Origin of the sequence: Paenibacillus sp. NPDC058174 (assembly GCF_042883865.1) — a bacterium.
Lineage (GTDB): Bacteria > Bacillota > Bacilli > Paenibacillales > Paenibacillaceae > Pristimantibacillus.
Map to the genome: position 1 here is coordinate 117,958 of NZ_JBHVUY010000004.1, position 12,541 is coordinate 130,498.

10 protein-coding genes are annotated in these 12,541 nt (G+C 53.4%); all 10 read left to right on the top strand.

From position 1 onward, the window contains the following. Window positions 1-235: 235 nt before the first annotated feature. Window positions 236-940, top strand: a complete 705-nt coding sequence (locus ACFVVF_RS19780; RefSeq protein WP_387813406.1) for a type 1 glutamine amidotransferase — start codon at window positions 236-238, stop codon at window positions 938-940. Between the two features lie 878 nt (window positions 941-1,818). Then, window positions 1,819-2,448, top strand: coding sequence for a YhbD family protein (locus ACFVVF_RS19785; RefSeq protein ID WP_387813409.1), 630 nt, complete (start codon window positions 1,819-1,821; stop codon window positions 2,446-2,448). A gap of 13 nt (window positions 2,449-2,461) precedes the next feature. Beyond that, window positions 2,462-3,142: a bactofilin family protein gene (locus tag ACFVVF_RS19790; RefSeq protein ID WP_387813411.1), complete on the top strand. Its 681-nt coding sequence runs from the start codon at window positions 2,462-2,464 to the stop codon at window positions 3,140-3,142. Window positions 3,143-3,163: 21 nt separating this feature from the next. Further along, window positions 3,164-3,907: a hypothetical protein gene (locus ACFVVF_RS19795; protein WP_387813413.1), complete on the top strand. Its 744-nt coding sequence runs from the start codon at window positions 3,164-3,166 to the stop codon at window positions 3,905-3,907. Between the two features lie 300 nt (window positions 3,908-4,207). After that, the gene (locus ACFVVF_RS19800) at window positions 4,208-5,863 is read left to right on the top strand and encodes a thiourocanate hydratase (protein ID WP_387813415.1); all 1,656 of its coding nucleotides are present in this window, start codon (window positions 4,208-4,210) and stop codon (window positions 5,861-5,863) included. Further along, window positions 5,863-6,960, top strand: coding sequence for a thiohydantoin desulfurase (locus ACFVVF_RS19805; protein WP_387813418.1), 1,098 nt, complete (start codon window positions 5,863-5,865; stop codon window positions 6,958-6,960). Before ACFVVF_RS19800 ends, ACFVVF_RS19805 begins: the two co-directional genes overlap by 1 nt. A 52-nt stretch (window positions 6,961-7,012) precedes the next feature. Beyond that, window positions 7,013-8,587 carry an HAL/PAL/TAL family ammonia-lyase gene (locus ACFVVF_RS19810; protein WP_387813421.1) on the top strand — a complete coding sequence of 525 codons (1,575 nt, stop codon included), beginning with the start codon at window positions 7,013-7,015 and terminating at the stop codon, window positions 8,585-8,587. Further along, window positions 8,571-9,944, top strand: coding sequence for a dihydroorotase (locus ACFVVF_RS19815; RefSeq protein WP_387813424.1), 1,374 nt, complete (start codon window positions 8,571-8,573; stop codon window positions 9,942-9,944). The genes ACFVVF_RS19810 and ACFVVF_RS19815 overlap by 17 nt, the downstream gene beginning before the upstream one ends. Before the next feature lie 26 nt (window positions 9,945-9,970). After that, window positions 9,971-11,230 carry a Zn-dependent hydrolase gene (locus tag ACFVVF_RS19820; protein ID WP_387813427.1) on the top strand — a complete coding sequence of 420 codons (1,260 nt, stop codon included), beginning with the start codon at window positions 9,971-9,973 and terminating at the stop codon, window positions 11,228-11,230. After that, a complete protein-coding gene (locus tag ACFVVF_RS19825) occupies window positions 11,227-12,480 on the top strand; it encodes a Zn-dependent hydrolase (protein WP_387813430.1) in 1,254 nt (417 codons plus the stop codon). The genes ACFVVF_RS19820 and ACFVVF_RS19825 overlap by 4 nt, the downstream gene beginning before the upstream one ends. Window positions 12,481-12,541 lie beyond the last annotated feature (61 nt).

The window sequence follows — 12,541 nt, forward strand, 5'->3', positions numbered from 1 at the left end:
GACTGGACAAGCAACAATCCATTTTCGTAAAGAAGATAATCATATACTGGAAAATTGTATAATGTCTGGGTAAAATTCGTTTTTGGCTTTCTCGAATTCTTATGTAAGATTAGTTGACGTAAAACTCTATTTTTAATAAAATACGGTCATAACCTTTAGCAGACCTTACACAAAGCTTTTATTATCGATATGGAATCTTTAGTATTCATGCGAACGTTTGGAAGGAGAAAATGAAATGAACATCATTGCGCTGAAACATTTTTCATTTGACGATGAGAGCGCCATCGCGTTCTGGGCTAGTAAGCAGGGCTTTACGTTGCGCGTGCTCGATCCTTCCGAAGGTAAGGAGCTCCCGTCAGCAGCTTCTTACGATATGCTTGTGATATTAGGCGGTCCGATGAGTGTCTATCAGGAGGAAAAGTATCCGTGGCTGGCCGCGGAGAAGCGTTTCATACGTGCCGGTATCGATGCCGGCAAATCCGTTCTAGGCATTTGTCTCGGCGCACAACTGCTGTCCGAGGTGCTCGGCGGCACCGTAAGCCGCAATGCTCAGAAGGAGATCGGCTGGCATGAGGTTCTGCGTACGGAGGAGGCGCATGCGGCTTTTGAAGGGATCCCGCAATCCTTCGTCAGCTTTCAATGGCATGGCGATACATTTACGCTGCCGGACGGAGCGAAGCGTCTTGCCTATTCCGAAGCTTGCGGGGAGCAGGCATTTGCCTATGGCGAGAACGTTGTCGGGCTGCAATTTCATTTGGAGGCGACCCCGCCTTGCATCGCAACGATGCTCGACGTCTGGTCGCATGAGCTCGTAGATGCACCGTATATCCAACCAGCACCCATCATTACTGCGCAAATAGAACGCAGCATCGCATCACATGCCATGCTGACCGGCATCTTGGACCGAATGGCAGCGCAAGTAAGTCAGGTGATTCGGTAATGGACTACGTGCGCTTCTCCCGGCGAGCAGTGTAATGTTATATGACACTGTTCGCGGGAAGCTGCATGGATCGTATGGCTGCGCTGCGCCATCGCGGCACGCGGTGCTCGGTCGCACGTCGGCGGTCGTATGGCTGCGCAGGTGCGACAGACAATTCGATAAGGAAAATCCTCCTCCTATGTGCCACATAAACTCGACCATGCTAGCCTCCCCTTGTGCTAAATAAACTCCTTATGCCAGCCTCTCTTGATCTGAACGGGAATCAAAATGCAAAAGTGCAGGTTGATCAGCCCTAAATGGCCCAAAAAAGCGTTCAAAATGTAAAAGTGCATTTGAAATCCCTCTATTTCACGATATAGGGGCATTTTCGGCCAAACAAACTGCATATTTGCATTTTGAGCCGGTAAATCGCCGAAAAAGCGGCTTCCAAACTGTATTTTTGCATTTTGATTCGTTGCAGCCTGCCATTATAACTCTGCGCACCTCCCGGCACGCGATACCAGCGCAGCCGCTGGAGGATATAAAATAATGAACCGCGAGCAAGCTTAGGCGGGAGTAGTTTGCACGTATGGGATGAGCGGAGCGTTTTGAGTTCAGGCTGACTTTGTGCAGGTTCTATCCATTGATCAGCGGGAAGGCGATGAAGACAATGGAATAAAGCATGGCAGCATGAACCAAAACGCGCAGCGAGTCCGGGTCTAGCTCGATAGCAAAAAAAATCCGGAGCGTACCTGACAGGGTGCGCTATTTGTGTTTCAGGGAGAGCCTTTCCTTAACGGTATAGCCGCGTTGAAACATGATACAACAACTAGCTATAACAAACCGACTTTACTGCGTAACAATGTTATGTTACATTGAATGGAGAGAGGGGCGTTACCATGGAAGAGGAACTAATCTCTAAGAAAGAGCTGCTTGATATGACGGGCATATCATACGGTCAACTGTACCGCTGGAAACGCAAAGGGATCATACCCGAAGAGTGGTTTATTCGGAAGTCAGCATTTACGGGACAAGAAACGTTTTTTCCGAAGCAGCTCATGCTCGCCAGAATTGATAAAATCCTTCATATGAAAGACGGTTTGTCACTGGATGATTTGGCAGAAATGTTCTCGCCGACTCCGTCCGGCCAATCGATTTCTGTGCTTGATATATTACAACAAAACATTGTTTCACGATCTTCAGTTGAATTAGCGAAACCTTATGTCGGCCAAACCGAGCTCTACAATTTTGAACAAACCTTATATCTCTACATTCTCGATCAGAGCCTGCTGTCAGGCGAGATGAGCCTGGAAGAGGGGCCGCATCTTCTGCGTACGCTCATGGATCACTACGGAAAGTTCGAGGGGAAAAATTGCGACTTACTGATGATTCGAAAAATGGGGATGTCCGTTTTTATGATGCTGTCAGCGGGCAGTGAGATTTTTTTCGATGGCGGGACAAAAATGGTGTTTCGAGTTTCTGTAGCTAAATACGTAGAGGAATTGAAGCTGAAAATTTCCATACTATAAAGGAGGCATAGGAATGGTAGAGGAAGAACACGTTCGTCATTTGTCCATAGCAGGCATTGGGGCCTTAAAAGGCGGTGTTTTTCAAGAGGCTAAAATCGAAGGTGTCGGGGATGTGGATGGCGACATAGTCTGCACGAATTTCAAGCTTGAAGGAAAAGTGAAGGTGGATGGAAGCGTCAGCGCCCAGAAAGTGAAGATGGACGGTGTGGCTTTCATTGGAGGCAATCTTCGTTCAGACTCCATTGTTGTCAAAGGCAAGCTGGAAGTGAAGGGTGATCTGATCGGGGAGGATCTAAGGCTAGACGCTAAGGTCATCGTAGACGGCAGATGTGAAACGGAGAGCCTCCATGCAACCGGCAAATTGCGAATGGGAGTGCTCAACACAGGCAGCGCCCATATTGAGCTGAATGGCAATAGTCAGATTGAAGAAATCGTTGGCGGAAAGATTCATATTCAGAAACAGCCTGCTGTCTCTTTGACAGACTGGCTGAAGACGCCTGAGATTTCTCCTGCCGGCAAATTGACCACGCAAATCGTAGAAGGCGACGACATCTACCTGGAGTTTACCACTGCAGCAGTCGTCAGAGGAACGAATATCGTAATCGGTCCAGGCTGCAAGATTGGTCTGGTGGAATACAAAACGAAGTTTGAACAAGAGAAGAGCGCCAAGGTGGAACGGGCTGAACGATTATAAAGTAAAAGGAGATGGGGATGTATGATGGGATTATCCGGAATAGAGTCCCTGAAAGGGAGCTTGAGCATTACAGGCAATTCATCAGCACCCGGAGGCCGCTATGAACGAGTAAAAGTGGTTGGGGAAGGTGTCGTGGATGGAGATGTCGATTGCAGCCGCTTAAAGTGCATAGGCACTATTGCTTTGAATGGCAGCCTGAATTCGGAACAGATCGCATTGATTGGTACGGGTTCGTTCTCGGGAGACGTCTGTACCGGGCAGATGAAGTTGACGGGGACAGCTGCTGTTGGCGGCGATGCTAGAATGAATAAATTGCGCGGCTCCGGTTCTGTTGAAACGAAGGGGAGTCTGAGCGCTGAACAATTAAAGCTAGCGGGGCAGCTGCTAGCCAGAGGAGACTGCGCAGCCGATAAATTCAATCTTCAAGGGATGTTCGAGATCGGCGGGCTGCTAAACGCAGGGGAGATCGATATCCGGCTATACCAAGACTCCAAGGTGCAGGAAATTGGCGGGGAGCATATCTCCATTCGTAAAGCGAGTCTGAGCAACCCTCTTAACTATTTCTTTTTCCGTCCTCACCGGCAGGCGTCTTTATCTGTGACGGTTATTGAAGGGGACGATATTTACATCGAGCATACGAAAGCGGCAGTTGTGCGGGGCAATCGGATCACAGTCGGTCCCGGCTGTGAGATCGGGCTTGTAGAGTATAAAGAGAGTTTTGAGAAAAAGAAAGGCGCCCAGGTGTCGGAGTATCGCAAATTGTAACCCGGCAATTGGAATATCGCAGAACAAATGACGAATAATGATAATGAGAGAAAACGAGCCGCAGCGGTGAAGCTGGAGGCTCGTTTTTAGGTTGTTTTAGCGGTCGTAATCAACTATTCTTAGTGATGTACTTGGGTTTAACTGGAATGCTGTTATTTTGTGAAAATAACCGTCAATCCCCAGTGCGTTACTTAAACTGACGCATGTCTCACGATTTTTGTTGACTAGCTGGTAATCGTTTGTTAATTTATTGGTAGATAGAAAATTATTATTAAATATTGATAATAAGGAGTGACTGAAATGGATAGAATCATGGCAGCCCGGGGCGACGAGCTTCGCTGCAAGGGCTGGAGGCAAGAGGCGCTGCTGCGCATGCTCGAAAACGTTCTCGAAAATGGTGAAAATCAAAAGGAGCTTACCGTTTACGCCGCGCTCGCGAAAGCGGCCCGCAATTGGGATTCTTATCATGCCATTGTCAGCACGCTTAAATCATTAGAAGAAGACGAGACGCTCGTCATCCAGTCGGGCAAACCGATTGGCATTATGCGGACGCATAAATACGCCCCGATCGTCGTAATGGCGAACTGCAACATTGTTGGCAGATGGGCGACGAGCGACAACTTTTATAAATATCAAGAGCAAGGCTTGATCGTCTGGGGCGGGCTGACGGCTGCCGCTTGGCAGTACATTGGCTCGCAGGGCGTTATTCAAGGCACGTATGAGATTTTCCAATCGATCGCTCGTATGCATTTCGACGGCAGTCTTGCCGGGAAATTCATTCTGACAGCAGGTCTAGGCGGGATGGGCGGCGCGCAGCCGCTTGCGGGTACGATGGCAGAAGCCGTTATCCTGTGCGTGGAAGTATCCGAGGCTCGTATCGATAAACGGATTGAGGTCGGCTATTTGCAGAAGAAAACAGCGAGTCTGGATGAAGCACTTGCATGGGTTGCCGAGGCGCAAGCCAAGAAGGAAAGCTTGTCCGTAGGTCTGCTCGGCAATGCTGCCGACGTATATCCGGAATTGGTACGCAGAGGGATTCAGCCGGATGTCGTAACGGATCAAACCTCCGCTCACGATCTGATGTACGGATATATTCCGAACGGCTACAGTCTGGAGAAAGCGGCAGAGTTCCGTAAAACGGCGCCGGAGCAGCTCCGTGCCGACGCCGGAGCTTCCATCGCGATCGAAGTGGAAGCGATGCTGGAATTCCAGCGCCGCGGCGCTGTCGTCTTCGACAACGGCAACAACATCCGCTCGCAAGCAGTGCAATACGGCGTGGAGAATGCGTTTGACATCGCCGTATTTACAGAAGCTTTTCTCCGTCCGTTGTTCGCCCGCGCCATTGGCCCGTTCCGCTGGGTCGCATTGAGCGGAGATGCAGAAGATATCCGCAAGATTGACCAATATATATTGAAAGAGTTCAGCGACAATGAGATCGCCGTCAATTGGATCCGGCTGGCGAATAAGTACGTTCCGGTAGAAGGATTGCCGGCACGGATCGGCTGGTTCGGCCATGGTGACCGTACCAAGCTGGCGCTGGCGGTGAATGCCATGGTAGCAGCAGGCGAGCTGAGCGGCCCTATTGCCTTCTCCCGTGACCATCTGGATGCAGGGGCGATGGCTCATCCGAACATTATGACGGAGAATCTCTTGGACGGCAGTGACGCAATATCCGACTGGCCGCTGCTCAACGCGATGATCAACTGCTCCTCGATGGCTGATCTCGTTGCCATTCATTCCGGCGGCGGCGGGTACAGCGGCTATATGACAAGTGCCGGCGTGACGCTGGTTGCCGACGGCACCTCAGACGCTGAGCTGAGATTGAAGACGACGCTTGATAACGATACGGGACTTGGCGTGCTGCGCTATGCGGATGCAGGCTATGAAGAGTCTCTTGATGAGGTAAATAAAAAAGGAATTAGACGGATCGACACGAATCGAAAGGGGAATGCGTAATGCGCGAGTTAACGATAAAGGATGTACAGGCAGCAGTAAGAGGAGGGGCGGTATTCGCTTCCGGCGGCGGCGGCTGGGTTGATCACGGCCTCGAAATCGGCGGAGCGGCAGTAGGCATTGGCCGGCCGAAGCTGGTATCGGTTGATGAGCTTCCAGACGATGCGATTATCGTAACGGCGACAGCAATTGGCGCGCCTGCAGGCAACGAGTGGGAAATGTGGGGTGTCGATTATATTAAAGCGGTACAGCTGCTCATGGACAATTTTGACGGCAAAGTTGTTGGCATAATGACCCCTCAGAACGGCATGTCCAGCACGATTAACGGCTGGCTGCCTGCAGCGGCGCTTGGCTTGGTCGTTGTTGATGCCACTGGCGATATTCGCGCGCATCCGACGGGCAAGATGGGTTCCATGGGGCTTGCTTCCCGCACCGATTACGAGACGATTCAAGTTGTCGTAGGCGGCAGAAGAGATACCGGCTCTTACTTGGAGCTTGTCGTGAAAGGCACTCCGGCCAAGACGTCCAATATTTTGCGGACAGCATCCGATATGTCGGGCGGCTTCATTGCCTCTGCGCGTCATCCGATCCCGGCTTCCTATGTGAAGGAGCACGCTGCGATTGGAGGCATTACACTGGCGCTGGAGCTGGGTTTCGCCATGATTGAGGCGGAGGCGCAAGGCGCTGAAGCGATTATAGATACGGTATGTAAAAAGACGAACGGCCGCATCATCGGACGCGGCAAAGTGCTGAAGAAGGGCGTTCATTACTCTGGCGCCTTCGATATTGGCACGATTACGATGGAAGACGGACAGGGCGGGCAGTTGACGCTGCATGTCATGAATGAATATATGGCAGTAGATGATGTTGAGGGCAATCGTTTGACGACTTATCCGGACGTTATTACGACCTTCGAAGCGGCTACAGGGCTTCCAATTAGCGTTGGCGGCGTGCAAGAGGGCATGGAGCTGGCTTTGTTTGCCATCGACAAGCAATTTGTACCGCTGAGCTCCAGCGTGAAGGACCCGACTGTTTATCCGGAGGTAGAGAAAGCGCTTGGCATTCCGCTTGCGGAATATGGCTTGAAGGGCATCGAATAAAGGGCAGAGTGAGCTAGCCGGTTTTTTGACTTCAACGAAGAAGGTGTCTCGAATGAACGACATAGCAGAGGGGAAACAACAGGACAACAGCACGCCGGAGACGGATCGGGTCATCGTGCTGGACGGACAGCATCTTTCGATTCACGAGCTGGAGCAGATAGCCGTTGATCATTATCGCGTAGAGCTGGCGGATTCCGCTGTAAAGCGGGTGGAGGAAGCGCATCGCTTAATCCATGAGCTTGCTGCCGGAGGCATGCCGATATACGGCTTGAATCGCGGGGTCGGGCTGAATAAGGATTGCGAGATTACGCCTGAGATGTATGAGACGTTTAACCGCAACTTAATTTATTCCCATTCCGCCGCTGTCGGACCGTTTGCGTCCGTAGCGCAAGTCCGTGCAATTATGACGGCCAGACTGAACTCGCTGCTGGTGGGCTGCACAGGCATGCAGCCAGCAATCGTCTTCATGTACCGCGAAATGCTGAATGCCGGCATCCATCCGCTAATTCCGCTTCGCGGGTCGGTAGGCGCTGCTGATATCTCGGTGTTATCCCATATCGGGCAGGCCATACTCGGCGAAGGCGACGTTATTTACAAGGACACGACGACAACGGCTGCCGCAGCCTTTCAAGCGGCAGGCCTCGTTCCGATGAGCCGGCTTGGTCCTAAGGATGCGCTTGCGATCGTCAGCTCCAACGCGCTTTCGTCGGGAACGGCGGCGCTTGTTGCGGCATCGGCGCTCCGGCTGCTTGATACGGCCGATGCGATATTTGCGTTGTCGCTGGAAGCGCTGCAGGGCTGCACAAGCCCGTTTGAGGAAGGGCTGTTCCGGGTCAGGCCGTTCGAGGGCGCCGCAATAAGCGCAGCCAACGTTAGAAGGCAGCTGCGCGGCGGGGCTCTAGAGGCGATGGATCGCGCCGACCGTATTCAGGATCCGCTCAGCTTCCGCAGCGCCTGCCATGTGCACGGGGCTGCGCGGGATGCGCTGGCTTTTGCGACCAATCAACTGCTCATTCAATTGAATGGCTCCGATGATAATCCTTGCGTGCTGATTGATGAGAGAAGAGTCGTTCCTTCCTCCAATTTCGACGTGACATCATGGACGATTGCATTCGAATCGTTCGCGATTGCGCTTAGCCATGTGTCGAAAATTTCCTGCTACCGCTCGCTAAAGCTGGGCACGCCATCCTTCACTGGCCTTGGCCGTTTTCTGGCGCCAAGTCCGGGAACAATAGCATTCGGCACGCTGCAGAAAACATATACTTCACTGGATGCAGAGATTCGTTTGCTCTCCAATCCGGTATCGGCTGACTATTTCGCCATTGCAGGCGATATCGAGGATCACGCGAACAATACGCCACTTGTCATTCGCAAGACGGCCGAAATTATCGATCATTTATACTATATTCTCGGAATTGAAGCGATGCATGCTGCACAGGCGATTGATCTGCGCGGCTCCCAGGCGGATTTGAGCACGGCCTCCACCGCCTTGTATGAGCAAATCCGCAGCGTCGTGCCTGCATTGACAGTTGACCGGCCATTGACTCCGGATATTAGCGCCGTCTATGCGCTCGTTCGCCAAGGCTTGAATACGGAAGGAGAAGAACGCAATGAATCCATCCTTTGATCTCCTTATATACGGAAACATTGTACTGCCCGAAGGTGTATCTTATGACTCGGCAGTGGGCGTGAAGGACGGTGTGATTACCACCATTGGCAAAATCGGTGATGCCGCCTTTGCCGAAGCTTCAGCAGCCAAAGTCGTTCATGCGGAGGGAAGCTTCGTGCTTCCCGGCGCTGTTGATGCCCATGTTCACTGTTACAGCTCCTTGGACGAAGGCTTCCAGAAGGCGAGCGAATCGGCAGCGGCAGGCGGCGTGACGACGATTATCGAAATGCCTTACGATGCGACGGGAATGATCTGCACGTTAGAGCAGTTCGAGGAGAAGCGCCAGCTGCTGGAGCAGCAGTCTGTCGTTGATATGGCCATGCTGGTGACGATTCACAAGCAGGACGGCTATGAGCATATCCGTCAACTGGCGGAGGCGGGAGCCTGCGGCTTCAAAGTGTCGATGTTCAACACCGACTCGTTTCGCTTTCCGCGCATTGACGACGGGCAGCTTCTTGACTCGTTCGCCGTTATTGCAGAGACAGGCTGTCCGGTAGGCGTTCATTGTGAAAATGATGAAATCGTCCGGCGCTACATCGACAAGCACCGTTCGGAGGGCAACGACCCCCGCGCGCATAACCGCAGCCGTCCTAAGGTGAGCGAGTCAGTAGCTGCACTAACGGTAATGGAGCTGGCGTACGAGACAGGCGTGAAGCTGCATCTCTACCACTGTACGTACCCGCGTATTTTCCAGCTGGCGGATTATTTCCGTTCACTCGGTGTGAAGGTAACGGCAGAGACATGTACGCATTACTTGACGCTCAGCGAGGATGATATGCCTCGTTTGAAGGCGAAGGGCAAGATCAACCCGCCGCTTCGCACAAAACAGGATGTGGACGGCCTGTGGGAGCTTGCGAAAGCCGGCGCAATCGATATGATTACGTCCGACCATGCGCCGTGGCTGCTGGAGCGCAAATCAGACGCCGATATTTTCAATAACTCCTCCGGTGCGCCTGGTGTCGAGAATCTTCTGCCCGTCATCTACAGCGAGGGTGTAGCGAAGGGCAAGCTGTCGCTGACTGATCTGGTCCGGCTGCTGTGTCAACGGCCTGCCGATGTGTTTGGTCTCGGTCACCGCAAAGGCCGCGTGAAAGAAGGCTATGACGCCGACTTCGTTATAATCGACCCGGCGGTTGCCTGGACGATGGACGAGCGGGAGCTTCATTCCAGCGCAGGCTGGAGTCCTTACAACAGTATGGAAATGCAAGGGAAGGTTACGCATACCTTCGTAAGAGGAACGGCAGTCTATGAAGCTGGCGCTGTGACCGGCAAGCCTGGCCTCGGCCAATTCATCAAAGCGGAGCATCAGCGTTAACAACATTCGAAGGGAGAGCGATTGGAATGGGCGATAAATTGATTCCTGATGTATCCAGACTTCAGGCGAGCATTGAGCGGTTGTCTGAGTTCCGGGATGCTTCCAAGCCGGGCTGGACCCGGCGGCCGTTTACCGAGTATTACGACAGCGGGCGAGCATGGCTGGCCGAGCAAATGCAGCAAGCGGGCTTGTCCACGTCAATTGATGCCGCCTCCAACCTGATTGGAAGCCTGCCCGGAAGCGATCCCGATTTGCCGCCGATTCTGATCGGCTCCCATACCGATACGGTTACAGGGGGCGGGCGTTTTGACGGAATCATCGGCGTTCTGGCAGGAATCGAAATCGCGCGCCGTCTGCAAGAAACGGGCATTCGCCTTCGCCATCCGCTCCAGGTCGTAGATTTTACAGCGGAGGAGCCAAGTGAATTCGGTCTCTCAACGATTGGCAGCCGCGGAATGGTCGGCAATCTGTCCGCCGAGATGCTGGAGCTTCGCGACCATACCGGATTGAAGCTCGCGGATGCGATTAACCGGCAGGGAGGCGACGTTGCCGCGCTTGCGGAGCAAGCAAGAAAACCGGGCGATGTCGCGCTCTATCTGGAGCTGCATATCGAGCAAGGGCCTGTGCTGGAGCAGACGGGCCATCGTCTAGGTGCAGTGCAGGGCATTGTAGGCATTCAACGCTGCCGGGTGACACTGGAGGGCGCGCCAAACCATGCCGGCACGACGCCGATGAATATGCGCAATGATGCGCTCGCGGGCTTTTGCGAAATCGGATTGGCCTTCGAACGCCACTGCCTAAGTCATTCGAAGGATGCAGTTGGCACCATCGGCAAGATCGCCAATGAACCGAACGCCTCCAATGTTGTGCCGGGACTCGTCCGATTCGAGCTCGAGATCCGTTCGCTGGAGCGGAGCATCGTTGAAGCTGTGTATGACGCTTTTGCTGCGGAAGCAGCCGTCATTGCTGCAAACCGGGGCCTCAAGCTGACGATTGAAATCTTGTCGCGCTCGGATGCCGTGCAAGTGGAAGCAGCTGTGCTGGAGCAGATCATGGAAGCCTGTGCCGCTGTTGCTCCTTCCGTGTATCTCCCTAGCGGAGCGGGCCATGATGCCAATCAGCTGGCCCGAATTGCGCCGATCGGGATGATCTTCGTGCCAAGCAAGGATGGCAGAAGTCATTGTCCGGAGGAATGGACGGATTATGCCGATGTTGCAGCCGGCACGGAGGCGCTTGGCACCGCACTGCTGGCCTTTGATGCGCATGGCGAGCGGGTGGCTGAATGAGCAGTGAGACGGCTATCCCGCGGATTAACGGCGAGAGGCTGTGGCATTCGCTGCAGCAGTTAGGCGAGATTGGAGCGGATGCCAGCAGCGGCGGTGTTACGCGTTTGTCGCTAAGTGATGCTGAGCTGGAAGCCCGGCAGTTCATCGTCTGTTTGATGAAGGAAGCGGGACTGGACGTGAGGCAGGATGAGGCCGGCAACTTAATTGGCCGTCTCGAAGGTGAACTCCCGGGAGCGGTGGTGACCGGCTCGCATATCGATTCAGTCATTCAGGCGGGACGATTCGACGGGCCGCTTGGCGTATTAAGCGGAATCGAGGCGCTTCGCACCGTGAAGGAGCAAGGCATTCGCCATGCGCGCCCGCTGGAGGTCATTTGTTTCACCGATGAGGAAGGCGTCCGCTTTGGGGCAGGCTACTTCGGCAGCCGGGCAATGGCTGGCAGCTGGGATGAAGCTTGGCTGGAGTTGACTGATTTTTCCGGCATCACGCTTAAAGAGGCTATGGAACGGGCAAACTTGAAACCGCATAAGGCGTCGCAAGCCGCCCGCAGCGGTGAAGAGATCAAAGCCTATGTCGAGCTGCATATTGAGCAGGGCCGCGTGCTGGAGGATCGTGAGATCCCCGTAGGCATCGCTACTGCAATCTATGGCCATCGCTGGCTGGAGGTACGCTTGCAGGGAAGAGCCGACCATGCCGGCACCACGCCGATGAAGCTGCGCCGCGATCCGATGGCTGCCGCAGCCGAAGCCATGCTTGCGGCGGAGCGGATTGCATTGCAGGCTGGCGGTGTTGCAACTGCAGGCACGCTTCAAATAAGCCCGGGAGCAATTAATGTCATCCCCGGCGAAGTGATATTCACGCTCGATGTACGCCACGAACGGCTGGATTCGCTAGCGGAGATGGCGCGGGCGATAGAGTCCGCCGTTAATCAGGTGGCTGATGAACGGAGGCTGGAAGCAGCTATTCGGATCATAGACGGGGCGGACCCCGTGCAGTCCGCCGAGTCGGTTATGGCCGCGATAGCCGCCGGCTGCGGGGAGCTGAATATACCCGAGCATCGCATGATATGCGGAGCAGGGCATGATGCCGTGGTGATGAGCGGCATAACGGATATGGGGTTGATCTTGATCCGCTCCAAAGACGGAATTAGCCATCATCCGCAGGAGTGGAGCAGTCTTGATGATTGTGAAGCTGGCGCAAACGTTTTGCTTCATACGTTAATCCGGCTTGCCAATGATATAATAGTATAATTCCGATTGACATGATAGGAAATATGGATTAATAATATTGGTAACTAATTATTGATAATTG

What these genes read in the sequence shown, in the direction of transcription:
- ACFVVF_RS19780 (WP_387813406.1), top strand. Translation starts at nt 236, where the DNA reads ATGAACATCATTGCGCTGAAACATTTTTCATTTGACGATGAGAGCGCC.
- ACFVVF_RS19785 (WP_387813409.1), top strand. Translation starts at nt 1,819, where the DNA reads ATGGAAGAGGAACTAATCTCTAAGAAAGAGCTGCTTGATATGACGGGC.
- ACFVVF_RS19790 (WP_387813411.1), top strand. Translation starts at nt 2,462, where the DNA reads ATGGTAGAGGAAGAACACGTTCGTCATTTGTCCATAGCAGGCATTGGG.
- ACFVVF_RS19795 (WP_387813413.1), top strand. Translation starts at nt 3,164, where the DNA reads ATGATGGGATTATCCGGAATAGAGTCCCTGAAAGGGAGCTTGAGCATT.
- ACFVVF_RS19800 (WP_387813415.1), top strand. Translation starts at nt 4,208, where the DNA reads ATGGATAGAATCATGGCAGCCCGGGGCGACGAGCTTCGCTGCAAGGGC.
- ACFVVF_RS19805 (WP_387813418.1), top strand. Translation starts at nt 5,863, where the DNA reads ATGCGCGAGTTAACGATAAAGGATGTACAGGCAGCAGTAAGAGGAGGG.
- ACFVVF_RS19810 (WP_387813421.1), top strand. Translation starts at nt 7,013, where the DNA reads ATGAACGACATAGCAGAGGGGAAACAACAGGACAACAGCACGCCGGAG.
- ACFVVF_RS19815 (WP_387813424.1), top strand. Translation starts at nt 8,571, where the DNA reads ATGAATCCATCCTTTGATCTCCTTATATACGGAAACATTGTACTGCCC.
- ACFVVF_RS19820 (WP_387813427.1), top strand. Translation starts at nt 9,971, where the DNA reads ATGGGCGATAAATTGATTCCTGATGTATCCAGACTTCAGGCGAGCATT.
- ACFVVF_RS19825 (WP_387813430.1), top strand. Translation starts at nt 11,227, where the DNA reads ATGAGCAGTGAGACGGCTATCCCGCGGATTAACGGCGAGAGGCTGTGG.